General features: G+C 72.4%; 26 protein-coding genes and 1 tRNA gene. 14 read left to right on the top strand and 13 right to left on the bottom strand.

The genetic code is table 11. The features are described 5' to 3' along the window. Positions 1-2: 2 nt before the first annotated feature. Positions 3-1,868 carry a prolyl oligopeptidase family serine peptidase gene (locus AB0K05_RS07365; RefSeq protein ID WP_364227421.1) on the top strand — a complete coding sequence of 622 codons (1,866 nt, stop codon included), beginning with the start codon at positions 3-5 and terminating at the stop codon, positions 1,866-1,868. Next, on the top strand, positions 1,865-3,127 hold the full coding sequence (locus AB0K05_RS07360; protein WP_364227418.1) for a M20/M25/M40 family metallo-hydrolase: 1,263 nt from the start codon (positions 1,865-1,867) through the stop codon (positions 3,125-3,127). The genes AB0K05_RS07365 and AB0K05_RS07360 overlap by 4 nt, the downstream gene beginning before the upstream one ends. A gap of 5 nt (positions 3,128-3,132) precedes the next feature. Here AB0K05_RS07360 and AB0K05_RS07355 read toward each other — a convergent pair whose 3' ends face one another. From AB0K05_RS07355 to AB0K05_RS07330, 6 genes are all read right to left on the bottom strand, one after another. Continuing rightward, positions 3,133-4,095 (bottom strand): hypothetical protein, encoded by a 963-nt coding sequence (locus AB0K05_RS07355; RefSeq protein ID WP_271279255.1) that lies wholly within the window; start codon positions 4,093-4,095, stop codon positions 3,133-3,135. Beyond that, positions 4,092-4,937 carry an ABC transporter ATP-binding protein gene (locus AB0K05_RS07350; RefSeq protein ID WP_364227415.1) on the bottom strand — a complete coding sequence of 282 codons (846 nt, stop codon included), beginning with the start codon at positions 4,935-4,937 and terminating at the stop codon, positions 4,092-4,094. Before AB0K05_RS07350 ends, AB0K05_RS07355 begins: the two co-directional genes overlap by 4 nt. Continuing rightward, positions 4,934-5,326 carry a GntR family transcriptional regulator gene (locus AB0K05_RS07345; RefSeq protein ID WP_148032530.1) on the bottom strand — a complete coding sequence of 131 codons (393 nt, stop codon included), beginning with the start codon at positions 5,324-5,326 and terminating at the stop codon, positions 4,934-4,936. Before AB0K05_RS07345 ends, AB0K05_RS07350 begins: the two co-directional genes overlap by 4 nt. 54 nt (positions 5,327-5,380) lie before the next feature. Continuing rightward, positions 5,381-6,121: a DUF427 domain-containing protein gene (locus tag AB0K05_RS07340; protein ID WP_364227411.1), complete on the bottom strand. Its 741-nt coding sequence runs from the start codon at positions 6,119-6,121 to the stop codon at positions 5,381-5,383. A 28-nt stretch (positions 6,122-6,149) separates the two neighbouring features. Beyond that, positions 6,150-6,737, bottom strand: a complete 588-nt coding sequence (locus AB0K05_RS07335; RefSeq protein ID WP_148032532.1) for a hypothetical protein — start codon at positions 6,735-6,737, stop codon at positions 6,150-6,152. An 88-nt stretch (positions 6,738-6,825) separates the two neighbouring features. Then, positions 6,826-7,293 carry an adenylyltransferase/cytidyltransferase family protein gene (locus AB0K05_RS07330; protein ID WP_148032533.1) on the bottom strand — a complete coding sequence of 156 codons (468 nt, stop codon included), beginning with the start codon at positions 7,291-7,293 and terminating at the stop codon, positions 6,826-6,828. 157 nt (positions 7,294-7,450) lie between these two features. On the opposite strand from AB0K05_RS07330, the gene AB0K05_RS07325 reads away from it, so the two are divergent. After that, positions 7,451-7,891, top strand: coding sequence for an ATP-binding protein (locus tag AB0K05_RS07325; RefSeq protein WP_308248880.1), 441 nt, complete (start codon positions 7,451-7,453; stop codon positions 7,889-7,891). Between the two features lie 25 nt (positions 7,892-7,916). Here the strand turns inward: AB0K05_RS07325 and AB0K05_RS07320 are convergent, their stop codons facing one another. Next, positions 7,917-8,888, bottom strand: coding sequence for a LuxR C-terminal-related transcriptional regulator (locus AB0K05_RS07320; RefSeq protein ID WP_364227407.1), 972 nt, complete (start codon positions 8,886-8,888; stop codon positions 7,917-7,919). Between the two features lie 8 nt (positions 8,889-8,896). Between AB0K05_RS07320 and thrS the strand changes: the two genes are divergently transcribed. The 3 genes from thrS (at position 8,897) to AB0K05_RS07305 (ending at position 13,824) form a co-directional block, all read left to right on the top strand. Further along, positions 8,897-10,258, top strand: a complete 1,362-nt coding sequence (gene thrS / locus AB0K05_RS07315; RefSeq protein WP_308248891.1) for a threonine--tRNA ligase — start codon at positions 8,897-8,899, stop codon at positions 10,256-10,258. A gap of 81 nt (positions 10,259-10,339) precedes the next feature. Further along, positions 10,340-12,886, top strand: a complete 2,547-nt coding sequence (locus tag AB0K05_RS07310) for a TRAP transporter fused permease subunit (protein WP_364227405.1) — start codon at positions 10,340-10,342, stop codon at positions 12,884-12,886. Further along, complete coding sequence (locus tag AB0K05_RS07305) at positions 12,883-13,824, top strand: TAXI family TRAP transporter solute-binding subunit (protein ID WP_271279261.1); 942 nt, start codon at positions 12,883-12,885, stop codon at positions 13,822-13,824. Before AB0K05_RS07310 ends, AB0K05_RS07305 begins: the two co-directional genes overlap by 4 nt. Before the next feature lie 448 nt (positions 13,825-14,272). On the opposite strand, the gene AB0K05_RS07300 is transcribed toward AB0K05_RS07305, so the two are convergent. Further along, positions 14,273-15,241, bottom strand: a complete 969-nt coding sequence (locus tag AB0K05_RS07300; RefSeq protein WP_219544483.1) for a magnesium transporter CorA family protein — start codon at positions 15,239-15,241, stop codon at positions 14,273-14,275. After that, positions 15,242-15,955 carry a DUF72 domain-containing protein gene (locus AB0K05_RS07295; protein WP_364227400.1) on the bottom strand — a complete coding sequence of 238 codons (714 nt, stop codon included), beginning with the start codon at positions 15,953-15,955 and terminating at the stop codon, positions 15,242-15,244. It abuts the gene before it with no gap. Between the two features lie 74 nt (positions 15,956-16,029). On the opposite strand from AB0K05_RS07295, the gene AB0K05_RS07290 reads away from it, so the two are divergent. Next, positions 16,030-17,382 carry a YibE/F family protein gene (locus AB0K05_RS07290; RefSeq protein WP_364227398.1) on the top strand — a complete coding sequence of 451 codons (1,353 nt, stop codon included), beginning with the start codon at positions 16,030-16,032 and terminating at the stop codon, positions 17,380-17,382. A gap of 10 nt (positions 17,383-17,392) precedes the next feature. On the opposite strand, the gene AB0K05_RS07285 is transcribed toward AB0K05_RS07290, so the two are convergent. Next, on the bottom strand, positions 17,393-18,250 hold the full coding sequence (locus tag AB0K05_RS07285) for an NAD(+)/NADH kinase (protein WP_271279265.1): 858 nt from the start codon (positions 18,248-18,250) through the stop codon (positions 17,393-17,395). A 125-nt stretch (positions 18,251-18,375) separates the two neighbouring features. Between AB0K05_RS07285 and AB0K05_RS07280 the strand changes: the two genes are divergently transcribed. The 5 genes from AB0K05_RS07280 to AB0K05_RS07260 all read left to right on the top strand — a co-directional run bounded on the left by AB0K05_RS07280 (position 18,376) and on the right by AB0K05_RS07260 (position 20,584). Then, positions 18,376-18,449: transfer RNA gene (locus tag AB0K05_RS07280), tRNA-Pro, on the top strand. Between the two features lie 135 nt (positions 18,450-18,584). Beyond that, positions 18,585-19,010 (top strand): hypothetical protein, encoded by a 426-nt coding sequence (locus AB0K05_RS07275; RefSeq protein WP_148032541.1) that lies wholly within the window; start codon positions 18,585-18,587, stop codon positions 19,008-19,010. Positions 19,011-19,079: 69 nt separating this feature from the next. Continuing rightward, complete coding sequence (locus AB0K05_RS07270) at positions 19,080-19,625, top strand: hypothetical protein (RefSeq protein WP_271279266.1); 546 nt, start codon at positions 19,080-19,082, stop codon at positions 19,623-19,625. A gap of 5 nt (positions 19,626-19,630) precedes the next feature. Further along, complete coding sequence (locus AB0K05_RS07265; RefSeq protein ID WP_364227394.1) at positions 19,631-20,377, top strand: hypothetical protein; 747 nt, start codon at positions 19,631-19,633, stop codon at positions 20,375-20,377. Positions 20,378-20,389: 12 nt separating this feature from the next. Continuing rightward, positions 20,390-20,584 carry a hypothetical protein gene (locus AB0K05_RS07260; RefSeq protein ID WP_148032544.1) on the top strand — a complete coding sequence of 65 codons (195 nt, stop codon included), beginning with the start codon at positions 20,390-20,392 and terminating at the stop codon, positions 20,582-20,584. An 82-nt stretch (positions 20,585-20,666) separates the two neighbouring features. Here the strand turns inward: AB0K05_RS07260 and AB0K05_RS07255 are convergent, their stop codons facing one another. Then, positions 20,667-21,020 carry an ATP-binding protein gene (locus tag AB0K05_RS07255; RefSeq protein WP_364227390.1) on the bottom strand — a complete coding sequence of 118 codons (354 nt, stop codon included), beginning with the start codon at positions 21,018-21,020 and terminating at the stop codon, positions 20,667-20,669. Between the two features lie 73 nt (positions 21,021-21,093). Beyond that, positions 21,094-21,867 (bottom strand): SigB/SigF/SigG family RNA polymerase sigma factor, encoded by a 774-nt coding sequence (locus AB0K05_RS07250; RefSeq protein WP_148032546.1) that lies wholly within the window; start codon positions 21,865-21,867, stop codon positions 21,094-21,096. Positions 21,868-22,036: 169 nt separating this feature from the next. On the opposite strand from AB0K05_RS07250, the gene AB0K05_RS07245 reads away from it, so the two are divergent. Continuing rightward, positions 22,037-22,399, top strand: coding sequence for an STAS domain-containing protein (locus tag AB0K05_RS07245; protein WP_261808650.1), 363 nt, complete (start codon positions 22,037-22,039; stop codon positions 22,397-22,399). Here the strand turns inward: AB0K05_RS07245 and AB0K05_RS07240 are convergent. Further along, positions 22,396-23,115 (bottom strand): GAF and ANTAR domain-containing protein, encoded by a 720-nt coding sequence (locus tag AB0K05_RS07240; RefSeq protein WP_148032547.1) that lies wholly within the window; start codon positions 23,113-23,115, stop codon positions 22,396-22,398. The genes AB0K05_RS07245 and AB0K05_RS07240 overlap by 4 nt on opposite strands. Positions 23,116-23,179: 64 nt before the next feature. Between AB0K05_RS07240 and AB0K05_RS07235 the strand changes: the two genes are divergently transcribed. Next, a complete protein-coding gene (locus AB0K05_RS07235) occupies positions 23,180-25,006 on the top strand; it encodes a SpoIIE family protein phosphatase (RefSeq protein ID WP_364228038.1) in 1,827 nt (608 codons plus the stop codon). Positions 25,007-25,113 lie beyond the last annotated feature (107 nt).

The following is a 25,113-nucleotide window of genomic DNA, read 5'->3' as shown; positions in this document are numbered from 1 at the left end:
ACATGAGTATTGAAGCGATTGATGTGGCCCGCACCGACGGCGGCCCCCAGTGGGTCGAGGCCGTCGCCACGCCCGCGGGCGTGGAGGTGTGGTGGGACGAGCCGCGCCCGCACGAGGGCGGCCGGCGGTGCGTGGTGCGCGGGCTGCCCGGCGGCGGGCGCGCGGACGCGCTGCCCGGCGGCTGGAACGCGCGCAACCGGCTGGTCGAGTACGGGGGCCGCTCGTGGCGGCCGTTGCCCGGCGGCGGCCTGGTGTTCACGAACTGGGCCGACCAGCGGGTCTACCGCGTCGACGGCGGCGACCCGGTGCCGCTGACGCCGGAGGGCCCGGCCCGCTACGGGGACCTCTACCTGCCGCCGGGCCGGGCCGAGGTGTGGGCGGTGCGGGAGACCGACGACGTGCGCGACCTGGTGGCGATCCCTCTTTCCGGCCCCCTTTCCGGCGGCGAGGTGCGGGTGGTCGCGAAGGCGCAGCACTTCCTGATGAACCCGCGTCTCTCCCCCGGCGGCGGCCACGTCGCCTGGATCGGCTGGGACCACCCGGACATGCCGTGGGACGGCACCGAGCTGTGCGTGGCCCCGCTCGGCGACGACGGCGTCGCGGGCCCGTACACGGTGGTGGCGGGCGGCCGGGAGGAGTCGGTCGTGCAGGCCGAGTGGCGCGACGACGACACGCTGTACGCGGTCACCGACCCGACCGGCTGGTGGAACGTGCACGAGATCGGCCGCGACGGCGTCCGCGGGCGCAACCTCACGCCGATGGAGCTGGAGTTCGGCAACGCGCCGTGGAAGCCGGGCATGACCTGGCTGGCGCTCGCCGGCGACCGCCTGGTGCTGGTGTACGGCACGGCCGACCGGCGGCGGCTGGGCGTGCTCGACCCGGCCACCGGCGAGCTGCGGGAGATCGGCGGCGAGGCCACCCACTGGGCCTCGACCGTCTCGGCGGCGGGCGGTAAGGCCGCGGCGGTGCCCGCGACCCCGTTCTCGCCCCTGGAGGTGGTGCTGGCCGACCTCGACGGCGGCGGGCTGGAGACCGTGTCGGCCCCCCGGCCGCTGCCGGACCGCGCGCTGCTGCCCGAGCCGGAATCGATGACGATCGAGGGGGTGCACGCGCACGTGTACCCGCCGCTCGGCGTCCAGGGTCCGGCCCCGTACGTGATCTTCGTGCACGGCGGGCCGACCGGCAGCAGCCCCGTCATGCTCGACCTGGAGATCGCCTACTTCACCAGCCGCGGGCTGGGCGTGGCCGAGGTCAACTACGGCGGCTCCGCCGGATACGGGCGGGCCTACCGGGAGCGGCTGCGCCACCAGTGGGGCGTGGTCGACGTGCAGGACTGCGCGAAGGTGGCGCGCGGGCTGGTGGAGCTGGGCCGCGCCGACGCGGCCAGGATCGCGATCAGGGGCGGCAGCGCCGGCGGCTGGACGACGGTGGCGGCGCTGGTGCACAGCGACGTGTTCGCGGGCGGCGTCGCGCAGTACGCGATCACCGACCCGGAGAGCTGGGCGGCCGAGACGCACGACTTCGAGTCGCGCTACCTGGACGGGCTGATCGGGCCGCTGCCGGAGACGCGGCAGCGCTACACCGACCGTTCGCCGCTGCTGCACGCGCACCGGGCGTCCGGCCCGTGCCTGATGCTGCACGGGCTGGAGGACGCGATCGTGGACGTGAGCCAGGCCGAGCGGTTCGTCGCCGAGCTGGACCGGCACGGCAAGCGGTGGGCGCTGCTCACCTTCCCCGGCGAGCAGCACGGCTGGCGCAGGGAGGAGACCATCGTCGCGGCGCTGGAGGCCGAGCTGGCCTTCTACGGTCAGCTGTTCGGGTTCGAGACGCCCGAGGTCGCGCCGCTGAAGCTGGAGGGCGGGAAGTGAAGAGCGTCGCCGAGATCTGCTCGGACCTGATCAGGTTCGACACCACCAACCCGGGCTCCGGCGAGCGCCCGGCGGCCGAGTACGTCGCCACGCTGCTGGCCGACGCCGGGCTGGAGCCTGAGGTGTTCGAGTCCGCGCCCCGGCGCACGACCGTGGTGGCCAGGATGGCCGGCGAATCCTCCGACGCGCTCCTGATCCACGGCCACCTGGACGTGGTGCCCGCCGACCCGGCCGAGTGGCGGATGCACCCGTTCTCCGGCGAGATCGTCGACGGCTGCGTGTACGGCAGGGGCGCGGTCGACATGAAGGGCTCGTGCGCGATGACCCTGTCCACCGTGCTCGGCATGCGGGCGCGCGGGCAGCGGCCGAAGCGCGACCTGGTGCTGGCGTTCCTGGCGGACGAGGAGGCGACCGGCGACTACGGCTCCCGCCACGCGGTGACCGAGCACCGTGAGCTGTTCGACGGGGTGACGGAGGCGATCAGCGAGTCGGGCGGGTTCAGCGTCACGTCCGGCGGCCACCGGGTCTACCCGGTGGCGGTGGGCGAGCGCGGCACCGCCTGGATGAAGCTGACCGCGCACGGCGTGGCCGGTCACGGCTCCAAGCCCCCGGTCGACAACCCGGTGGCCACGCTGGCGCACGCGCTGTCGCGCCTGGCCGCACACCAGTGGCCGGTACGGCTCACGCCGCCGGTCGCGGCGCTGATCCGCGAGCTGTCGGCGATCACCGGACAGCCGGTGGACCTGGACCGGCTGGACGCCGAGGCGGCCCGGCTCGGCCCGCTGGGCGAGCTGTTCAAGGCCCAGATCCGCAACTCCGCCAACCCGACGATGCTGGCCGCCGGCTACAAGGTGAACGTGGTGCCCTCCTCGGCCGAGGCGCACGTCGACGGCCGCTACCTGCCGGGGCTGCGGGAGGAGTTCCTGGAGACGCTCGACGAGCTGCTCGGCCCGAAGATCACCCGCGAGTTCGTCAACCTGGAGGACGCCCCGGCGGCGCCGTACCCGTCGTCGTTCTTCGACGAGCTGGCCGGCTCTCTGGTGGCCGAGGACCCGCTGGCCAGGCCCGTGCCGTACGTGATGAGCGGCGGCACGGACGCCAAGTCGTTCGCCGGGCTCGGGATCCAGGGGTACGGGTTCGCGCCGCTCATGCTGCGGCCGGATCTCGACTACTTCGGCATGTTCCACGGCAAGGACGAGCGGGTGCCGGTGGCGGGGCTGGAGTTCGGCACGAGGGTGCTGGCCAGACTGCTCACCTGACGGTCTCACCCCCGGCGGCGCAGCACGCGGCGCGCGGTGAGGGCGCACAGCAGGGCGGAGGCGGCCACCAGGATGCCCGCCTCCGTCCACTGGAAGCGCCAGAACCGCTCCGGCGGGTGGTAGGTGACGGCGTAGGCGTAGCCCTCGGCGAACAGGCAGTCCTGCCACGCCTCGGCTTTCGCGCTGCTCCGCCCGGTGTCGAGGCCCCGCTCGCAGGCGGCGGGGTCATCCACCGCCCGCCCCGACGGGTCCACCCAGGTGGCGCCGACCAGCCGGGCGTCGGGGTCGTCGAGCACGACCGTGCCCGACAGCACGGCCCGGTCCGGCGGGGCGTAGTGGTCGCTGAGCGCGAACAGCGTGAACATGGTGGCCGCGACCCCGGCCACGACCAGCGCCATCGCCGGGAGCGTGCGCCTGAACAGCGTCCCGGCGAACACTCCGGCCGCGAACGCGTACAGCCACCACGCGGCCGGCGCCACCCCCGTCATGTTGAACACCCCGATGTTGCCGAACCCGGAGTCGATCCCCTCCCTGAAGACCGGACGCCACAGGCTGACCATGAGCGACAGCAGCAGCCCGCCGGCCACCACCGCGCCGCCCAGCACGCCGAGCTTGACCGCCAGCCACCGCCGCACCGGCACCGACTGGGTCCAGGCCAGCCGGTGGGTGCCGCGCTCGTACTCCCTGCCGAGCAGCGGCGCCCCCCAGAACGCGCCGATCAGCGCGGGCAGCACCAGCGGCATCCAGCCGAACAGTGTGTAGACGGCGTCGTACCGCTCCCCCAGGCCCACCGCCACCTCGACCGACCCGCAGTGGGCGAAACCGGCGGGGCAGCCGTCAGGGAAGTAGCCGGACACATAGCTCCGGGCCTCGGTCGCGGAGCCGAGCAGCAGCAGCCCGAGCACGACCAGGAAGCCGGCGGTGGTCAGGAGCTGCGCCCGGTGCTGGCGCCAGGTGACCCAGATCATCGCGCCACCCCCGCAGGACCCGGCAGCGCCGCCGCCTGAGGGCTGCGCAGGTAGCCCATGACCAGCTCGTCCAGGTTGGGGCGGCGGGTGCTCCAGCGCGGGTCGAGCGCGCGGTCGCCGCGGACCAGCAGGGTGGCGTGCCTGCCGGTGCCGGTCGCGGAGACGGCCTCCAGCCCTTCGGCCGCCTCCGCCGGGCCGGACAGCAGCAGATGGCCGGCGAGCAGGTCGTCGATGTCGCCGCTGACCTGGAGCCGGCCGCCGTTGAGCACGACCAGCCAGTCGCAGGTGTCCTCCAGGTCGGCGATCACGTGCGAGGACAGCAGCACGGTGAGGCCGCGCCCGGCCACCTCACCCATGAGGGTGCGCATCACGTCGTGCCGGGCCAGCGGGTCGAGGTTGGCCAGCGGCTCGTCCAGGACCAGGAGGTCGGGCGTCCTGGCCAGGGCGAGCGTGATCGCGACCTGCGCCTGCTGCCCGCCGGACAGCCGGCCCGCCCTGCGGCCGAGGGGGACGCCCAGCGCGTCCAGCCGGGCCCGCGCGCCCTCGCCGTCCCAGCGGGTGTTCGTCCGCCGCCCGAACTCCAGCAGCTCGCCGACGGTGAACGACTCGTACAGCGGCTTGTCCTGGGCCACGAACGCGGCGGTCCCCCGTACCGAGACGTGTCCCCGGTCGGGCGCGAGCAGGCCGACGGCGGCGAGCATGAGCGTGGTCTTCCCGGCCCCGTTGGGGCCGACCAGCGCGGCGACCCGCCCGGCGGGCACGGACAGCGAGCAGTCGCGCAGCGCCCACGCGCGCCGGCGCCGCACGCCCAGCCCTGTCACCTCCAGGATCGGCGCGCTCACGCCACGCCCTCCCGGGAGGCGTCGGAGAGGACGGCGGCGAACAGCGCCCGCAGGTCCTCCTCGTCCAGCCCGGCGTCCCTGGCCTCCCGCACCCACGCGGCCAGCCCCCGCCGCAGCCGCGTGTGCTCGGCCAGCCCGGCCCCGCCGAAGCCGCGCTCCACGAACGTGCCGAGCCCCGGCCGGCCCGTCACGAGCCCTTCACGCTCCAGCTCCCGGTAGGCCTTGAGCACGGTGTTGGGGTTGATCGCCAGCTTCTCGACGACCTCCCGCGCGGTGGGCAACTGGTCACCGGGGCGCAGCGTGCCGAGCCGCAGCGCGTGCTTGACCTGGTGGACGAGCTGGAGGTACGTGGCGACGCCCGACCCGCGGTCGAGCTGGAACTCGATCATAACACCCTTTCACTAATGAAGTAGTGAAAGGGTGATGGACTCGGCCCCGACCTGTCAACCGAAGACGGTCTTGGGGCGTTCCTGAAGCTCGCCGTCGACGTAGACGTCGACCTTCTCGTCATAGAAGGCGATCAGGCCGGCGACGCGCTCGCTCTCCGGCAGCGGGGTCGGGTACGACCACGCCAGGTCCTTCTCGCCGTTGACCGACCAGTATTCGGCGGTGCCCTTGTAGGGGCAGTGCGTCACGGTGCCGGTGTGTTCCAGGAGGTCCAGCCGCACGTCCGTCTTCGGCAGGTAGTAGCGGGGCGGCAGGCCCGTCTCGAACAGGATGCGGGCGTGCCGCGAGTCGGCCACCGTCACGCCTCCGACCTCGACGCGGACGTGGCGGGAGCTGGGGAGGATGTCGACGCGGGTGTAGGGGCTGCGGGCGTGCACGTACACCTGTTCGTCCTCCTCGAACCAGGCGTCCATGGCGTCCCAGGTGAAGCGGACATGGCCCCTGATCGCCTCCAGCGGCGAGTCCGGGTACGTGACGGCGGCGTCGGCCGCCTCCTTCCCGCCCGCCGTCACCGTGTGGACGACCCCGTCGCCCCGGCTCGGCGAGCGCTCGACCGCTCCGGTCGGCTTGAGCTCGGCCTGGACGTCGTCCAGCGGGACGTAGTAGGCCGGGTAGTAGGGCACCTCCCACACCAGCAGGGCACGGGTGGTGTCGGCGACCGGGCGTCCACCGAGAAAGATCCTGACACGCTTGGCCGAGGGCTCGACGCGGACCCGGCCACGGCTCACGGCATCCATACCCACGCAAACCCCGGCTCCCGCGGGGCTATTCCACCCCGAACGCCGCCAGCGTCGCCCACGTGACGAGCGCGCCCACGGCCGTGCCCGCGGCCACCTGGGCGGGGGTGTGGTGCGCCAGCCGGACCCTGGCCCAGCAGACCAGCGCCACCACCGCCGCCCCGGCCAGCAGGACCGGCACGGCGGGCAGCACGTACGCGAGCACCACGACCGTGCCCGCGCACACGGCGGCGTGGAAGGAGATCTTCCAGCGGAACGTGACCGGGATCGTCACGGCCAGCGCGGCGAGCATCGCGGTCACGGCGGCCAGCAGCAGCCGTGGCGCGCCCAGCCAGGCCAGCAGCACCAGCGCGCCCAGCACGCCCGCGACGGCGGCCAGCAGCGGCCCCGGGCGGCTCGCCCGATCCACGATGTGGTGGGAGTCGAGACGGCCCGACCGCACCCCGGCGGCGATCACCGCAGCGGGCACTCCCCCGCACAGCACCGACGCCACCAGCCCCCACGCGGCCCCCGTCCAGCCCTGGGCGACCAGGCCGATGGCCGGCGGCATGGAGATCACCAGGACCTGCGGGGCGAGCAGGTCGGTGACCCCGCGCGCGAGCCGATCGGACATCATGTCAGGAGGGTACGCGATCATGCTCCGCACCCCGGTGACCCCGGGCCAGGTGTCTTCCCATCCCGGCCGCCGTACGGGAGAGGCCGGGCTACCCCTTGCCCGCGGCGTTGACGATGCGGGTGGTGGAGCGGTCGGGGATGGCCTCCATCTCCCAGCACTCGGCCCCCAGCAGCGCCGCGGCGGCGCGGCGGCCCCCGGCGTGCGGGTCGCCGGCGGTGTGGGCGAGCGCGCCCGGCCGCATCGGCGCCAGCAGATCGATGTAGTGCTCCGGCGCGTGCGCCTCCGGCGGTCCGGTGACGATGAACACGCCGGTCACCGCGCGCAGCGCGGCGAGCACCTCGGCCCGCTCCACCGCCGGGTTGAACGGCCGCGAGGGGCCCTTCCACGCCCGTACGCGAGGATCGTCCTCGACGCCGACGACCAGGGGCAGCCCCCGGGCGGCCACCTCTCCGAGATAGCGCACGTGGCCAACGTGCAGGATGTCGAAAACTCCGGTCACGACCGCCGCCCCCGGGTGGTCGTACCGCTGCACCCAGACGGCCTCCAGGCTGCTCACCCAGGCACCCCTCCTAGTCGACTCGTCGATCGCAGCGTACAAGGTCCGGCGCGGCACCCCGACAGCCGATCGCCGGAAAGGCGATTCCTACCTTTTCGCGATAATCCGCGGGGGTGGGTTCGCGCGTCGAACAACGTCGCCGAAACGGGGGGTCAGCGTGACACGACCGGACGTCCATCAGCCCGAGCACGACCTCGAGATGCGCTTCCCCGGGGACCCGGCGGCGGTCGCCAGGGCGAGGGGGCTGGTCACCGGCACCCTCGGCCGCGACCACCCGCTGCACGACGACTGCGCGCTGCTGATCAGCGAACTGGCCACGAACGCGGTGCTGCACACCCGCTCGGGCGGGGGCGGCTCGTTCACGGTGCGGCTGCGCGCGACGGGAGCGACGGTGCTGGTGTGCGTCGAGGACGCGGGCTCGGACGGCCCGCCGTGCGTGTGCGGCGCCGACCCGCGGGCGACGAGCGGGCGCGGGCTGCCGATGCTGGAGGCGCTCAGCCACCGCTGGGGCTATACCCGGGGCGACGGGACGACGACGGTCTGGTTCGAGCTGCTGCTGGTGACGGTGCCGGCCGGCTGGGCGGCCGAGCCGGTCTAACAGAGCCGGTTCTAGACGAGCCGGTCTAGACGTCGAGCCGGCACAGGCCCTCGGCCAGCGCTTTCGTGGTCAGCCGGGTGCGGCTGTCGCAGGCCAGTTTGGCGAAGATGTGTTCGAGATGGGTGGTGACGGTGCGGACGCTGAGCACGAGCGCGGCGGCGATCTGCGGGTTGGAGTCGCCGGCCGCGACCCGGGTGAGCACGTCCACCTCGCGCCCCGTCAGGTCGTACGGCAGGGAGCAGGGCCGCTCGGCCACCACCGCGCCCTGCAGCGAGCCCTGGTAGCCGACGCCGGCGCGCAGCAGCCGGGTCTCGTGCCACTGCCCGAGCCGGTCGAGCCAGAGGCCGTGCCGGCCGAGCTCGCGCGAGTCGATGAACGCGCGCGCGTAGGCGGGCATCGCCGGATCGTCGCGCAGCGCCTCGGAGACCGGCCGCCCGGGGACCTCGCGCAGGATGCCGGCCCGGTCGAAGGCGACCGCGCGGAACCCCTGCGGCAGCCCCACCGGGTCGATCACGCACCGGGTGAGGTCGGTGACGTGCGCCAGCATCGGGCTCACGGCCGTCACCAGCGGGCCGGTCAGCGCGGGGAACGCGTCGCGGGTGGCCAGGTGGAGCAGGCCCGTGTAGCGGCCCTCGGCCAGGAACAGCGGCGCCGTCAGCCCCGCCCGCCACCCGTAGGGCGCCAGATGGCGGCGGAAGTAGAGCTCGGTGCCCGGCTCCGGCATGACGACCGGCCGGCGGGTGGCCATCGCCGTGCGGTAGGCCTCCAGCCCGGTGTACTCCTCGGCGGCGTCGCCGTCGACGCGCCGGTGCCCGTCGGACACGACGCTCTGGTGGCGGCCGGTGGCGGGGTCGAAGGCGACGAACTCGTAGGCGTCGACCGGCACCACCTCGCGCAGCGCGGTCATCGCGCCGTGGGCCCCGGCTCCCGCGGCCACCTGGTAGCCGACCTCGGCGAACGCCTGCAGCTGGCGGACGTTCAGGGTGATCTCGGCCACGGTTCTTTATACCACTGCCGAATTTTCCGGGGGCGGACGCGAGAGTCAGGCTGCTATCGTCGGACCCATGCAGCGCGCTCTCGTCACGACGACGCCGGACCCCGTCCCGGCGCGCTGATTCCTGCTCCCGGGCGAATGCCCGGGAGAGTCGGTCGTTCGCCCTTTCCACGCGAAGGACGATCATGAACGACCACCGCAGACTCGGCCGCGAGCTCGGCCTCTTCGACACCGACCCGCTGATCGGCTCCGGGCTCCCCTTCTGGCTGCCCGCGGGCGCCGCCGTCCGCAAGGCCGTCGAGGACTACGTGTACGAGCTGGAGCGCCGCAACGGCTACCAGCACGTCAACTCGCCCGTGCTGGGCAAGCGCGAGCTGTACGAGCGATCCGGGCACTGGGCGCACTACGCCGAGGACATGTTCCCGCCGATGCGGGTGGGCGGGGAGGAGTTCGTGCTGCGGCCCAGCCTCTGCCCGCACCACGCGCTCGTCTACCGCTCCCGCCCGCGCACCCACCGCGACCTGCCGCTGCGGATCGCCGAGCTGGGCGGCATGTACCGCTCGGAGCTGTCCGGCGTGCTCGGCGGGCTGACCAGGGTACGGGCCATCCAGCTCAACGACGGGCACGTGTTCTGCCGGCCCGAGCAGGCGGCCGGCGAGGTGTCGGCCGCGCTCGACCTGATCGAGGCCGCGCACGCCCAGCTCGGCATCGAGGCCGCCCGCTACCGGCTGTCGCTGCGCGGCGAGGGCGCCAAGTTCGTCGACGACCCGGAGATGTGGGACCGCTCGGAGTCGATCCTGCGCGAGGTGCTCCACCGGCGCGGGCGCGCCTTCGACGAGGAGCGCGGCGAGGGCGCCTTCTACGGCCCCAAGATCGACATCCAGATCGCGGACCCGGCGGGGCGCGAGTCGACCCTGTCGACCGTGCAGGTCGACTCCTTCCAGCCGGAGCGCTTCGACCTGGAGTACGCGGGCGGCGACCGGCCGGTGATGGTGCACCGCAGCGTGGTGGGCGGGCTGGAGCGGCTGGTGGCCCATCTGATCGAGGTGCACGGCGGCGCGTTCCCCGCCTGGATGGCGCCGGTGCAGGCGGTCGTGCTGCCGCTGTCCGACGCCGAGCTGCCCGCCGCGGGCGACGTGGTACGGCGCTGCGTGGCGGCGGGGATGCGGGCCGAGCTCGTCGAGCCGGGCCGGGGCACCCTCGGCGCCCGGATCAGGGCCAACCGGCTGGTTCCCTTCCAGCTCGTCGTGGGACCGCGCGAGGCCGCCGGTGGCGGGGCGGCGGTGCGGCTGCGCGACGGCAGCCAGGCAGGGGTGGTGCCGGTCGCCGAATTGGCGGCGATGTGCGCGCCGCGCTTCCAACCCGGGCAATAGATCAAATAAACGTCACGACTCTTCCCACAGCCGGTAAAGGGCTCATACATTGCCCCCAACGCCGTGTCAGAGGGAGTTGTTTTGACCGAGTCGAGCGACCGACAGGCCGGGCCCGTACAGGCCCGCGAACAGGAACGCCCGGCCCGGCAGCTCGCAGGCCCCTTACGGCTCGGCGTATGGGTCGTCGGCGGGCTGCTCTCGGCCTACTCGATCGCGGTCGTGTTCTGGCCGGTCGAGGCGTTGCAGCACCGGATGACGTTCCTGGCGGCGGCGCTGCCGCTGGTGTTCCTCTGCTACCGGTCGGGGGCGGCGCAGTCGCTGAGCCGCCTCCGTCGCCTCCCCGGCGAGTTGCGACGCCTCGGCCGGCGGCTGGACGGGCCGTTCGCGCGCCGCCTGCGCGCCCGCTTCTCCCGGTCCGGGCCGCCCGCCGGGGCGGCGACGCACCCGGACGCCAGGGCGCTCACGTTGGGCGAGGCCCCGACGCTGCCGGAGGTCCGCGCTACGGGGGTCCTCCCGGACGCGCCGACGCTGCGCGACGTCCCGGCCGCCGACCCGCCGAAGGGCGCGAGCCCGTCGGCGGACACGGTGGTCATCGGCGTCGCGCCGGACACCCCCTCCCGCCCGGACACTGACCCCCGCCCGGACACTGACCCCCGTCCGGACACCGACCCCCCGGACACCGCCACCCGTCCGGACACCGACCCCCCGGACACCGCCACCCGTCCGGACACCGACCCCCCGGACACCGCCACCCGTCCGGACACCGACCCCCCGGACACTCTCTCCCGCCCGGGCACCGGTCTTCTGGACACCGCCCGCCCGGACACACCTGACGACACGCTGGTCCTCGACCGGACGACCGGGGCGGCGGACGAGCCCGGGCCGGCGCCGGTCGCGGACACGCTTCCGGTGGAGGTCGGGGCGGAGGGTCCGGTGCGCCGGAAAGGCGAGTGGCCGACCGTCGGTGACTGGCTGCTGGCGCTGGCCTCGCTGGCGGTGCTCGTGTACCCGCTGGCGGACATCGAGTCGTTCCGCGATCGAGGGTCGGGCGCGGCGCTGTCGGAGCTGGACGTGATCGCCGGGATAGGGCTGACCCTGCTCCTGCTGGAGGCGGTGCGCCGCACGGTCGGCGCGGTTCTCTCCATCATTTGCGCCATTTTTCTGGCATATGCCTATTACGGCGCGATGCTGCCCGTCGATTGGACGATCGGCCACCGAGGTCTCGACCTCGACCAGATCGTGTCGCAGCTCTATACGGGCACGGAAGGCTTTTTCGGCGTCCCTCTCCAGGTGGCGGCGAGTTACATCATCCTTTTCACCGTCTACGGCGCGGTCCTCGACTACTCCGGCGCCAGCAGGTTCTTCATCGACCTGAGCTTCTCCGCCTTCCGCAGGTCACGCGCCGCCCCCGGCCGCACCGTGACCACCGCCGGATTCCTGCTCGGCACGGTGTCCGGCTCGGGCGTGGCGACCACCGTGAGCCTGGGCAGCGTGGCCTGGCCGGTGCTGCGGCGGGCCGGCTACCCGAGAGAGCCCGCCGGCGGCATCCTCGCGGCCGCCGGCATAGGCGCCATCCTGTCGCCGCCGACGCTCGGCGCGGCGGCGTTCATCATCGCGGAGGTCATGCGGGTCAGCTACCTGCAGGTGCTGATCTACGCGACGATCCCGACGATCCTCTACTACCTGGGCATCCTGCTGGCGATCGAGATCGACTCCCGCCGGTTCGGCACGCACGCCGTGCGGGTGGACACGCCCGGCGTCGGCAGGCTGCTGCTGCGCTTCGGCTACCACTTCAGCTCGCTGATCCTGATCGTGGTCCTGATGGCGATGGACCGGTCGGCGTTCCAGTCGGTGGTGATCGCCACCGCGGTCGCGTTCGCCCTGTCGTTCCTGGACCCCGCCCACCGGATGGGCCCGAGGCGGATCGGCCGGGCGCTGGCCAAGGGCACGCTGGAGGTGCTCCCGGTGACCGCGGTGTGCGCGGCGGCGGGCATCATCGTCGGCGTCATCACCCAGACCGGGCTCGGCCTGAACCTGAGCTCGATCATCGTGGACTTCGCCGCGGGCAACCTGATCTTGACCACGGTGATGGCGGCCGTGGCGGTCATGCTGCTCGGCCTGGCGGTGCCGGTGACGGCCAGCTTCATCATCGCCGCGGTGATCATCGCCCCCGCGCTGACGGCTCTCGGCGTGGGGCAGGCCGAGGCGTACATGTTCATCTTCTACTACGCGGTGCTGTCCGAGGTGAGCCCGCCGACCGCGCTGTCGGCGGTCGCGGCCTCCGCCATCACCGGCGGCAACACGTACCGGACCATGATGATGACCTGGCGCTACACGCTGCCGGCCTTCCTCGTGCCGTTCGCGTTCGTGCTCACCCCGCACGGCCAGGCGCTGCTCGGCCAGGGGCCGTTCGGCACCGTGCTGGCCATGACGGCGGTGTCGGCCGTCGCGGTGGCGGCCCTGGCGATGGCCACCGGCGGCCTGGCCGGCGCGCCCGAGCGGCTGCTGGCCGCGGTGGCCGCCGTGCTGCTGCTGTTCCTCGAACCCGTCCCGATCGTCGCGGGCCTGGCCGTGCTGGCCGTCGCGGCAGCCGTCCACCTCATCAGAAGAAGGAGCGTCCCAGCGTGAAGCGGATATTTGCGGTGCTCGCCGTGGCCGGCCTGATCGCGGGCTGCGGAGGCGCCGGCGGAGGCTCGGGCAACCGGCTGTCGATCGCCACCGGCGGCACCACCGGCGTCTACTACGTCTACGGCGGCGGCCTGGCCAAGCAGCTGTCGGCCAACATCGCCGACACCCAGGCCACCGCCTCGGTCACCTCCGCCTCCGTCGAGAACATCAAGCTGCTGGCCACCGGCAAGGCCGACATCGGCTTCTCCCAGGCCGACACGGCCGCCGACGCGGTCAACGGCACCGGCTCGTTCACCGAGAAGCAGCCGATCAAGGCGCTGGCGCGGATCTACGACAACTACGCGCACGTGGTGGTCGCCCCGGGCGTGCAGGCCGGGAAGGTGGCCGACCTGAAGGGCAAGACGGTCTCGCTCGGCCCGCCGAACTCCGGCACGCAGGTCGTGGCCAGGCGGATGCTGGAGGCGGCCGGGCTCGACCCCGACACCGACATCAGCAAGCAGCAGCTGTCGATCAACGAGTCGGTGCAGGCCGTCAAGGACGGCACCGTCGACGCGTTCTTCTGGGTCGGCGGCCTGCCCACGGCCGGCGTGGTGGACCTGGCCACCAGCAAGCCCGACATCAAGATCATCGACACCGCCGACGTGCTGGCGGAGATGCAGCGCGAGTACGGCGAGCAGTACGTCGGGCTCGACATCGGCCTGGACGTCTACAAGCTCGAAGGCTCCGTGGAGACGGTCGGCATCGCCAACGTGCTGCTGGTGCCCGACACCATGGACGAGCAGCTGGCCTACGACATCACCCGGACGCTGTTCGAGAAGAAGCAGGAGCTGGTCGCGGTCCACCCGGAGGCCGACAAGCTCGACCCGGCGCTGGCCCAGCAGGTGCGGCCGGTCGCCCTGCACCCCGGCGCGGCCCGCTACTTCAAGGAGAAGGGCTGATCCGGCTGGCCCTCTCGCTCGCCGCGGTGCTGGCCCTCGGCTCCGGCGGCGGGCCGGGCCGTCCGGCCGTCAACGGGCTGGTGCTGCCGCCCTCCGGGGCGTTCGCTCTCGCGTACGTCCATTCGGTCTACCGTGCGCCCTCGGCGGAGCTGTTCACCGCCGAGGGCCGCGGCTTCACGATGCGCGCCGTGGTGTCCACCGGCGGCGGCGTGCTCGACTACTACGCGCTCGACGGGACCCGGTCGCGTACGCCCGAGGGGGCGTGGCTGCTGCGGCTGGCGGCGCCGGCCGCGTACGGCGAGCTGTCGCTGCTCGCCACCCCGATCGGGCGCAGGACGCTCGTCGCCGGCGGGCGCTGCCTGCCGCTGCACCCGGCCGGCGGCGCGCGCGAGGTGACGGTGCGGGTCGGCCTGACGCTGGAGGACCGGGGCGTGCCCTGCCCGCCGCCCTACAACCAGTCGTTCTTCTTGAACACCACGTACAGCGCCACCGACACGACGGACACCAGCGCCAGCGACATCCAGAAGCCCACCGCCTGGCCGGAACCGGGGAACGGCACGTTCTGGCCGTAGAAGCCGGTGATGGCGGTGGGCACCGCGATGATGGCCGCCCAGCCGGTGAGCCGTTTCATGATCTGGTTGAGCCGGAAGCCCTGCTGGGCCAGGCGCGTCTCGCGCATGTTGGCCAGCAGGTCGCGCAGCGACTCCAGCAGCTCGGCCGTGCGCTGCACGTGGTCGTAGACGTCCTGGTAGTAGGGCATCATCTGGGAGCCGCGCAGGACGCCCTGGTCGCGGTGGAGCAGGGTGCCGAAGAGCTCCCGCATCGGCATCACGACCTTGCGGAAATGCGCGGAGGTCTTGCGCAGCTCGTACATCTTCCGCTGCACCTCCCTGGCGTCGGCGGGCCGCTCCTCGAACAGCTCCTCCTCCAGGTCCTCGGCCCGTCCGTCCAGGTCGAGCACCAGCTCCAGCTGCCCGTCGACCACCCAGTCGAGCAGGCCGTGCAGCAGGAACAGCACCCCGTTCCCGGCCAGCGCGGGCGCGGCGTCCCAGCGCCGGACCACCTCGTCCAGGTCGACCGCCGGGTCCAGCCTGACCGTGACGAGGGCGGTCTCGGTGACGAAGACGTCGATCTCGGCCGGGGCGAACCGGTCGCCGTCGAAGCGCATCGCGTACACGGTGATGAACAGGTGGTTGGCGTAGACGTCGGCCTTGGGGCGCTGGTGGTCGGCGAGCACGTCCTCGACGGCCAGCTCGTGCAGGCCCAGCTCGTCGCCGAGCGCGGTCAGCTCCTCAGGCGTCGGCCGGCACAGGTCGATCCAGATCGCGTTGCGGTGGTCGGACACGTGGTCGGAGACCTCGGCCAGGGGGAAGTTCTCCTTCTCCAGCCGGCCGTCCCGATACAGGCGGGTACGCACCTAAAGCAGTCTGGCAAAGCGCGCGGCGTTCCGCACCGCCGCGCCGCCGGGGTCGTTGTTGAAGTACACGTACGCGTCGCGCCAGCCCGCCTCGCGGACCCGCCCGGCCCAGGTCTTCAACGCCGCGTCCCCGTACGAGAACCCGTCGGCGGAGCGGCCCTGATGAAGCCGCACGTACCCCCACGGCGCGGTCCGCCAGAACGGGTTCTGCGGCTGGTTGAGCCGGTCGGCCCAGCACAGGGCGGCCTGGCGGGACTCCAGGATCGCCCGGGTCTCGCCGGTCCACCACGACTCGTGCCGGAACTCCACGGCCAGCCTGACGTGCCCGGGGAAGCAGCTCAGGCAGCGTTCCAGCCGGCCGGGGTCGGCCCGCAGCGTGGGCGGGAGCTGCAGCAGGATCGGGCCGAGCGTGCCGCCGAGCCCCGACGCGGCCGCCATCAGCCTGGCGACGGGCTCCTCCGGCTCGTCCAGCCGCTTGATGTGGGTGAGGTAGCGGCTGGCCTTGACCGCCATGACGAAGCCGTCGGGGGTGCGCTCGCGCCAGCCGGCGAACGTCTCCGTCTTCGGCAGCCGGTAGAACGCGTTGTTGTTCTCGACCGTGGGGAAGGTCTCCGCGTACGTCTCCAGCCAGAGCCGCTGCGGCACCCCCTCGGGATAGAGGACGCCGCGCCAGTCCGCGTACTGCCACCCCGAGGTGCCCACGAGCGTCGCCATTCCGATGGCCTACCCACCCCGTCCACGTGCAGTACTGTCGCACTCGCCGACCGGACGAGGAGGTCTGATCAGGGATGGGCGCCAACCACGCGCACGACCATGCGCACGGCACCCCGGTGCCCGCCTCACGGCGGGCCGTCGTGGCCACGCTGGCCGTTCTTGTGCCGCTGGCGGCCGTCACGCTGGCGGCGCTGGTGCTGCTGTGGCCGGACGGGCGTCCGGAGGCGGCCCAGGAGCAGACCGGGTTCCAGCGGGTGGCCGGCACGATCACCGCGGTGGCGCTGGAGCCGTGCGGTGAGACACAGCCCGGCGCGCCCGAGCCGCACCCGGCGACCTGCGGCAAGGCGACCGTCACCGTCGGCGAGGGGCGCGACGAGGGCCGCCAGGTCACCCTGTCGCTGCCCAGCGGGCCCGGCTCCCAGCGCTTCACCGCGGGCGACGACGTGGTGCTGCTGCACAACCCGCAGGCCGAGGAGGGCATGCCGGCCTACCAGCTGTCCGACCACGACCGGTCGGCGCCGCTGCTGCTGCTCGGGGCGGCGTTCGCGCTGGCGGTGATCGCGTTCGGGCGCTGGCGGGGGCTGACGGCGCTGCTGGGCCTGGCGATCACGTTCGTGCTGCTGCTCACGTTCGTGATCCCCGGCATCCTGGGCGGCGAGCCGCCGATGCTGGTCGCGATCGTGGGCGCCTCGGCGATCATGCTGTCGGTGCTGTTCCTGACGCACGGGTTCACGCTGGCGACCTCGATGGCGGTGCTCGGCACGCTGGCCAGCCTCGCCGTGACCGGCGTGCTCTCGTACGCGGTGATCGGGGTCGCCAAGCTGAGCGGCATCACCGACGACAGCTCGTTCACCCTCGACATGAGCATGTCCATCGACACGCAGGGGCTGCTGCTGGCGAGTATCATGATCGGCGCGCTGGGGGTCTTGGACGACGTGACGGTCACCCAGTCGGTGACCGTCTCCGAACTGGCCGCGGCCAACCCGTCCTACGGGTTCCGCCGCCTCTACCGGGCGGGCAGCCGGATCGGCCGGGCACACATCGCGTCGGTCATCAACACGATCATCCTGGCGTACGCGGGGGCATCGCTGCCGCTGCTGCTGCTGTTCAGCATCGGCGAGCAGCCGCTGGGCGAGGTGCTGACGACGCCGGTCATCGCCCAGGAGGTGGCCCGCAGCGTGGTGGGCACGCTGGGGCTCATCTCCGCCGTGCCGATCACCACCGCGCTGGCCGCCCTCGTCACCTCCCGCCACGCGAACCCGTCCGGCGCCGCCTCCGGCGAACCGGAGCCCGCGCCCCGGCCCTCCGGAGAGTCCTTCTTCGCCGACGACACCCCGCGGGCTCCCCTTCCCGGGCCGGACGGCCCGTACGGCGACCGGCCGCTCCCCCGCCGCGCCCGGCACCGCCGCGCCGGCTCCCCGCCGTAGAAGGGCGGGCTCAGGCGATCTCGGCGCTGCCGTCGACCCGGAGCTTGCGGCGGGCGCGCTCGTAGAAGGTGGTGCCCAGGCGCACCACCTTGGCGGCTCCCGGGCAGGCCGTCACCGTGATCCGGTCGCCGGGCCCGAGACGGCCCACCACCCTGCCGTCCAGCTCGACGGCGAGCTGCCCGCTGGACGGCAGGAGCTCCAGCCTGACCTCCTCGTCCGCCGGCAGCACCAGCGCCCGGTTGAACGCCGAGTGCGCCGCCGCGGGCACCACCAGCACCGCCTCCACCCGCGGCGACACCACCGGCCCGCCCGCGGAGAAGCTGTAGGCGGTGGACCCGGTGGAGGTGGCCACGATCACCGCGTCGGCTGCGTAGTTGACGAACGGGTTGCCGGCCGCGGTGACGGTCACCGCCGCCAGCCCGTCGCCGGGGAAGCGCACCAGGGCGATGTCGTTGAACGCCATCAGCTCCTGATTTCCGAGCCTGGTGCGGACCGCCATCCGCGGCTCCACGGTGTGGCGGTTGTGGTCGATCGCCGAGAGCGTCTCCGACAGCTCGGCCACGTCGATCTCGGCGAGGAAGCCCAGCCGCCCCAGGTTGACGCCGAGCACCGGAGTGCCGCGACCGGCGATCAGCCGCATCGTGCGCAGCATCGTGCCGTCGCCGCCCAGGCTCACCACCAGGTCGGCCCGCTCCACCAGCGTCTCGCCGTCCACCGCCACCGCGCTGCAGTCGATCCGCCCCACCTCCTCGGGCAGCCCGAGCACCGTGACGTCACGACCGGCGGCCCAGCCGAGGATGATGTCGATCGCCTCCTTGGAGTCGCGCTGAGGATGCAGCACCAGCCCGACCGTCCCGACCATGCCCATGGGGACACTCTAGGGTCCGCCCGCAACAGGCGGACCGGCGGAAAGGTGGCGCCGAGAGGTCCGTGGCGCATGGTAATGTTTTCCCCGCGGAGCAGAGCGAGAAGCTCGGCCACGCGACAGCACCACGGGATGTAGCGCAGCTTGGTAGCGCACTTGACTGGGGGTCAAGGGGTCGCAGGTTCAAATCCTGTCATCCCGACGTTAAAGCCCTGATGGGGAGCGATTCTCATCAGGGCTTCGTCGTCTCTGGCGCCACGACGTCGGCGAGACCGTCCGCACCCGCCGGCGCCTGTGATCCTGTTGCGCGTCCGCACGTCATGCCCGGAGGTGGCCCATGGGGCGCAGGCCGACGATCGACCGCGACGAGCTGGCCAGGCTGGTCGCCCGCGGGCTGAGCGTGCAGGAGCTGGCCGCCCATTTCGGGGTGAGCGAGTCCGGGGTGCTGCAGGCCAAGCGGGCCGCGGGGCTGGCCAAGCCGATGCTCGACCACAGCCGGGCGCTGCCGTGGAAGCTGGAGCGCGCCCACTCCCAGTCCGGCCCCGCCACCAACCTGCGCAACCTGTCGGCGGCGGCGCAGGGCAGGCCGCCCGCGCCCGAGCGGCTCAACACCGCGCTGCGGTGGGCCAAGCGGCTGGTCGACGCCGGGCTCGACGTCGGCTACGACCCGGCGACCGGCTTCGTCGAGATCCCTGCGGCCCCTGACGGCTCCCACGTCGCAGCCGTGCTGGAAGCCGCCAGAAAGGCCCTGGAAGAGGGCTGAAGGCGGCGTTTCACCGGCGCTTCCCTGGGCAGTTCGCGGTCTCAACAGAAGAGACCGGAGGCGAACAATATGGACACCTTGATCTGGGTGGCCCTCGTCGTGGTCGCGATCGCGGCGGTCGCCGCGGTGGCCTACGTGGTCGTGCAGCAACAGCGCCGCAGCCGGTTGCGCGACCGTTTCGGCCCCGAGTACGAGCGCACGATGGCCGAGCACGACACCAAGCGCGAGGCCGAGCAGGAGCTGATCGCCCGCGAGCAGCGCCACGCCGAGCTGGACATCAAGCCGCTTCCCGAACAGTCACGTGACGACTACGCCCACCGGTGGGCCGAGGTGCAGGAGCGCTTCGTGGACGCCCCCGAATCCGCCGTGGCGGAGGCCGATCAGCTGGTGACGGCGGTCATGGCCGAGCGCGGCTACCCGACGGAGGACTTCCGCCAGCGGATCGCCGACCTGTCGGTGGGGCACGCCGAGACGCTGACCCACTACCGGAAGGCGCACGACATCAGCGAGCGCGCGACCCGCAAGGAGGCCTCGACCGAGGACCTGCGCCAGGCGATGGTCCACTATCGCGCGCTCTTCGAGGAATTACTGCACGAGACGACCCGAGGACGGTGACGGGTATGAACGACGAGCTGAACGTGCCGTCGCAGCGCTCCGACCAGCAGGTACGGAACGACCGCGACGACGAGTACACCACGGACGACAAGACCGGCGGCACCCACCGGGAGCCGTACGGCAGGAATGACGAGGACGTGCTGGTCGTGTCGGACAGGCACACCACCAATGACACCGGCCCCCACCCGGCCCCCGGTGACCCGGACCCGCTCCAGGACAGCACGGCGCACGCCGACCCGCTCCATGACGGCACGGCGCACGCCGATCCCCTCCATGACGGCACGGCGGACGCCGACCCCCTTCATGACGCGGCCCGGGATCCCGACCCCGACTCCCCGTATGACGGACCGCACGACACGGTGACGGCGACCGAGCAGGTGACCGCGGCCGGCCCCGGGCCCGCCCAGCCCGCCGAGGATCCCCCCTCGCACGCCGCTCCCCAGGCGTTCCCCCTGTTCGAGCAGGACCCCGACGAGGTGCAGTCACGCTGGCGCGACGTGCAGGCCTCCTTCGTCGACGACCCGGCGGAAGCGGTCCACCGCGCCGACGGGCTCGTGGGCGAGGTCGTCGACTCGCTGACGAACGCGTTGCGGTCCCGTACGGGAGAGCTGCGCGAGCGCTGGAAGGCCGACGGCGGCGACGACACCGAGCGGCTCCGGCAGGCACTCCGCGAGTACCGGGGCGTACTGGAGGGACTGCTCGCCATCTCAGGCCGGGACAACCCGGCGTCGTCCAGCAAGACCACGGTGTAGGAGGAGGATCACATGCTCGCGATAGTCGCCGCGATCGTCTTCGGTTTAGGTTTCCTCCTGGACCTGCTGGACACGCAGATCGCCGGAAGCATCTCCGGCACCACGTTCATGCTGCTGGGCCTGACGCTGCTGGCGCTGCACCAGGCCGGCATCGGCACGGCGAGCGTGAAGAGCTACGGAGGCTGGCGCGGCCGTAGCCGGCGCTAGCCGATCAGGACAAGCGGCCGCGCCCGGCGTACTCGATACGCCGGGCGCGGCTCTTTGCACGTGGGCCAGTCGGCGGCTGATATCAGCTCTTGCCCGGGAACCTCATGGTCACTGTGCTTCCGCCGCCGATGTGAAGGGTCAGGTCGGACGACAGCAACCGGGCCACCCACAGCCCCATGCCGCCCACCGAGCCGGGCAGCGGGCCCGGCTTCCAGGTGCCGTCGTCGTGCACCTCGATCACGATGTCCCCGGAGTCGGACCAGAGGCGCACCCGCGCCGCGTCGTCCCCGTGGGTGACCGCGTTGGTGGCCACCTCGTTGACGGCGATGACGAAGTCGTCGACGGCCTCATGGTGCATGCCGAGCTCTCGTGCCCCGGACGCGGCGAACTCCCGGACCTGCGGCAGGTCCGGGAGCCGGAAATGAAGCCTGCGCACGCGCGCGCCGGGTGGCGGGCCCGGTGAGCCCGCCTGAGGATGGATGTCCTCTGTCATCACCCGGCGTTCCCCCTTAACCGACGGTCAGCTCTGCGCGCAGCTGGTCGAGGACCTTGCGGAGAATCCTGGAGACGTGCATCTGCGAGATGCCGAACTCCGCGGCGATCTCTGCCTGGGTCATGTTGCCGAAGAACCGCAGCAGCAGGATGTGCTTCTCGCGCGAGGGGAGCGCGTCGATGAGCGGCTTGACGGCTTCGCGGTCGACCATGGTGCTGAGCGTGTCGTCGTCCTCGGGGATGACGTCGCCGAGGGAGGCGGCGTCGTCATCGGTGCCGAGCGGCGCGTCCAGCGAGAGCGTGCTGTAGGCGGCGGAGGCGTCGAGCGTGAGCAGGACGTCCTCCTCGGAGATCTTCATCTTCGCGGCCAGCTCGGCGACGGTCGGCGAGCGGCCGAGGTCCTGGCTGAGGTCGGCGACGAGCCGGTTCAGCTCGGAGCGGCGTTCCTGGTAGAGGCGGGGCACCCGGATCGCCCAGGTGCGGTCACGGAAGTGACGCTTGACCTCCCCGGTCATGGTGACGACGGCGTAGCCCCTGAAGGCGTGGCCGAGCGAGGGGTCGAAGCCGTTGATGGCCTTCATGAGCCCGACGTACGCCGCCTGGAGGAGGTCCTCCAGCGGCTCGCCGCGGTAGCGGTAGCGCCGGGCGATCTCCATCGCCAGCGGCCGGTGCATCTCCACGATGCGCTCGCGAAGCCGTTCTCTGAGACTGTCGGGGGTTCCTTCCCCGACCATCTCGGCCAGGAGCTCTTCGGCGGTCATCTCTTCGAGGACGAGTTCCTGCACAGCCATCGCTGCTCCTCTATGGGGTGGCAGGCGGCCTCTGTAACAGGAAAAGCCCATACAGAGGCACGCCTCGCTCAACGTTCGAGACGAAAGCCCTCTGCTGGACTTCGGACACCAGTATGCCCTACTCCCGAAGGAGTATTCCTCTCTACTTCAGTGACAGTAAGGTTGCCCCGTGACAGTGCCCGAGAATGGCGAGGGGTCCACGGCCGCCCTGAGCCTGACGTCGTCCACCGTTGACGAGATTGCCGTGATCAGGGTCGACGGTGTGCTCGACGCCACGACGCGCGAGCAGTTCGCGGACTATCTCTCCCTGGCGGGGCCGGACCTGATACTCGACCTGGCCGGGGTGACGTTCATGGACTCGCGAGCGCTGGGGCTGATCGTCCATCACTGGCAGACCAGCCTCAGCTCGGGCGCGAAGTTCGCGCTCATCGGCGTCGAGTACGCCAAGTCCAAGGTGATGTGGATCACCGGCCTGGCACAGCGGCTGCCGATCTACGACACCCTCGACGACGCCCTGGCGGCGATCGGCTAGCGGCGGCGGTTCTTGCGCTGATGCTCCTCGACCAGGAGCCTGGCCAGGTCGGCCACCTTGACCTGGTGGTGCTGGGAGATCCTGCGCAGTTCGTCGAAGGCGGCCTCGGCGGTGCATCCGCTGGTCTGCATGATGATGCCCTTGGCCTGGTCGATGAGGGCGCGCCCGGCCAGTGCCTCCTGGAGCTGGGCGGCGTCCGTACGGACCTCGTCGAAGTCCGACATGTTGGCCATGGCGACGCCGACCTGCTCGGTCAGCATCTCCGCCAGCGACTGCGCCCCCTGCGGCGAGAACGCGTCGCGCCGCACCGAGTAGAGGCCGACGACCAGCAGCGCGGGCGGCACCTTGATGGGCACGGCGAGCACCGAGCGGACCCCGCAGCGGGTGGCCAGGGCGGCGTAGCGCGGCCAGCGGGTGTCGGTGAGCACGTCGGCGACGGCCACCCGGGCGCCGGTCTGGCGGGCCTCGGTGGAGGGGCCCTCGCCGATCTCACGCTCGCCCTCGACGAGGGTGATCAGTTCGCTGTGCGAGCCGGAGGTCAGGACGCGCCGGTCGCGCCAGTGTTCGGCCGACCCGCCCGAGCATCCGGGGACACCCGCCGCGAGCGCGGTGGTCAGGCCGCGCAGCACGGTCTCGGTGGAGGTGTCCTCTCCCAGTCTGCCCAGCGTCGCCAGGTCGCGGGCCAGCCCGGGAGTGATCATCGCGGTGGATTCCATAGCAGCAAGCATCTACCCCTTATGGCTACCATTATCCCGGGTGGCGTAGCGTCGGAGGGTGAGCATGCCGGACCTCGAACACGCCTTGGACGCACTGACCGGGCGGGTCTCGTCGTTGCGTGAGGCGAGGGCGGCCTACCCCTCGGACCTCGCGCCCACTCTGGACGCCGCCCTGGCGGAGCTCGACACCGCCGTGGAGCTGCTGGCCGAGGCGCGCGAGCAGCTCAGCAGGGGGCCCAGGAGGCAGTCCGGCAAGAAGGACGGCTCCCAGCGGGAGCTGAAGCTGCTGCGGCAGGTGTTCCGGGCCTTCCCCGTGCCGGTCATCGTGCTCGACGGCGGCGGCACGGTCCGGCGGATCAATCCCGAGACCTCGCGGCTGCTGGGCAGCCCTGACGGCTATCTCGTGGGCCGGTCCTTCCCGCTGCTGGTGGACGTGTCGAGGCGGGCGGCGTTCCGGTCCCATCTGACGGCGGTGCTGAGCACCGGCCAGCCGGCCGCGTTCGAGACCAGGCTCGCCCACCAGGGGCGCACGCATCTCGTGCAACTGGCCATGGCGCGGCTCACCATGCCGGGCGAGCCGCAGCAGATGGTGGCGGTGGTGGCGCTGCCGATCGAGGTGCAGCTGCCCGAGCCGGGCGACAGGCGGCCGGAGGAGGCCGACGGCACGGCGCTGCTGGCGGCGGCCAGGCGGCAGGATCTGCTGTCCAGGATGGCCGCCCTGCTCCTGGACGAGGAGGCGCTGCGCCGGCCGGTGGCGCTGCCGCGCGCCACCCGGCTGCTGGCGACCGAGTGGGCCGACTGGGTGGTGGCCGACGTCGTGCGCGACGGGCTGCCGCGGCGCTCGATCGTGATGGGGCCGAAGAACCTGCCGGTGAACGAGGTGATCCGGCAGGTGGAGTCGAGCGACCCGGCCGGTGCCCAGGTGGTCGCCCAGGTGCTGGAGCGCGGCTCCGGCGTGGTGTTCGAGATGGTCGACGACGAGTCGCTGCTCGGCTTCTGCGCCGACGGGCCGGTGCTGACGGCGATGGGCGCGGGCTCGCTGCTGTGCGTGCCGATCGGCGGCGGCGACGGGGTGCTGACGCTGGTGCGCACGCACGACCGCCAGCCGTTCACCCTGGCCGACCTGAGCGTCATGCAGGAGGTGGGGCTGCAGCTCGGCATGGCGGTACGCGCCCAGAACAGCTTCCAGAGCCGCTCGCGGGCGGCCGACGCGCTGACGGCCAGCGTGGTCCCGCGCAGCCTGCCCAACGTGCCCGGCTACGAGGCGGCGGCCGTCTACCACCCCGGCTCGTCGGTGGGCGCGGAGTTCTACGACGTGTTCCCGCTCCCCGGCGGCTGGGGGTTCGCCCTGGGCGGCGCGGCCGGCAAGGGCGAAGAGGCCGCCTCGGTCAGCGCGATGGTGCGCGGCGGGCTGCGGGTGCTGAGCGTCTGGGAGCAGGACCCGGACCCGGTGGTGCGCAAGGTGAACGAGGCGCTGGTGGAGCAGAGCACCGGCCTGTTCGTGATGGCGGTGGCCGGGTTCGTGAAGGGCCGGAGGATCCGCATGTCGTCGGCCGGCCATCATCCGGCCGCGCTGGTGCAGCCCGACGGCTACGTGCGCTTCACGGCGGGCGGCGGGGTGCCGCTGGGCATCGCGGCCGAGGCGGAGACCTGCACCGAGGAGATCACGCTCGGCGTGGGCGAGACGATGGTGCTCTACTCCGAGGGGCTCATCTCGTCCAGGAACGACAAGGGCGAGCCGTACGGCGAGGAGCGGCTGGCCGACGTGCTGAGCAGATGCGCAGGTCAGGCGCCGTCGGCCGTGGTCAAGGCCATCGAGGCCGACCGCAACACGTTCTCCGGCGGGCAGGTGTGGGACGAGATCGTGGTCCTCGCTCTTCGAGGCGTCTGATTGGCATGGGTTTGCGAACACCGGGAATACGGGTATTGTCGGCTTAGACACAGACGTGCCTAAGACGCAGGCACACCTTGAAAGCTTTTTTCACGCTGAGGTGTGCC

Origin of the sequence: Nonomuraea sp. NPDC049486, from assembly GCF_040676925.1 — a bacterium.
Taxonomy (GTDB): domain Bacteria; phylum Actinomycetota; class Actinomycetes; order Streptosporangiales; family Streptosporangiaceae; genus Nonomuraea; species Nonomuraea ferruginea.
This window is presented reverse-complemented; position numbering and strand designations above follow the sequence as displayed.